Origin of the sequence: Devosia sp. LC5 (assembly GCF_000735585.1) — a bacterium.
GTDB lineage: Bacteria > Pseudomonadota > Alphaproteobacteria > Rhizobiales > Devosiaceae > Devosia.
The window spans coordinates 1-764 of the sequence record NZ_JNNO01000041.1; the positions used below are offsets into that span (position 1 = coordinate 1).

Sequence of the window (764 nt, forward strand, 5' to 3'; positions counted from 1 at the left end):
GGGCCGGGGCTGGCGATGTGGGGGCCCTGGACCAGAGTGATGCCGGTATCGAGCAGTTCAACGATCTGGGCCTCGCCGGCAATGCCGGTGGCGAGCAGGGTGACGTCGAAGCGGGCGAGGTAATTGGCGATATCAGCGGGGTGATAGTCGGTGAAATCCTCGGGGCGCTCGATGAAGCAGGCGGCGTCGATGCGCATCGAGCGGACGCCCTGAGCGGCGAGTTCGGCAATATCGACGCGCAGGGAGGTGACGCCCGAGAGCGAGAAGCTGACGCCTTTTTTTGCAATGGCATCGGCAATGGCGCGTTCAGCGGTGGTGAGGGATTGCCACTGGGCCACGTTGATGCGGAAGCTCAGCGCGGCGGCGATGGCGCGGTTGGCCTCGAGGGTCGCCATGAGCCGGCCGAAGCCTTCGGCATTGCCCAGGGTGGCACGGGAGAGCGGAATATAGAGATTGACCGGCTGGCCGCCGGTGCGGGCCCGGCGGGCGATGGTGATGGCTTCGAGCAGACCGACGGCCTCGATCTGGGTCAGTACATCGTCGCCACCCTGGCTGGGCATGAAATCGGCGCTGTCGGCCAGATCGCCATTTTCCAGCGTGAGGCGGGGCACCAGATCGTAGCCCTGCGGGCGGCGCTGGGGCAGCGTGACGATGGGTTGGGCATGATAGATGAGGCGGTTTTCGGCGACCGAGCGGCGCAGCGTATCGAGCGGGATAATGGGCTCTGGCTCGCGCATGGTGGTTTGGGGGGCAGTGCCGATGGG

The 764-nt window shown here is 66.2% G+C and carries 1 protein-coding gene; it reads right to left on the reverse strand.

What is annotated here, in order from left to right:
• Window positions 1-737 (reverse strand): EAL domain-containing protein (locus tag FF80_RS16065; protein WP_035102455.1); only part of this gene is annotated, 737 nt, incomplete at its 3' end.
• Window positions 738-764 lie beyond the last annotated feature (27 nt).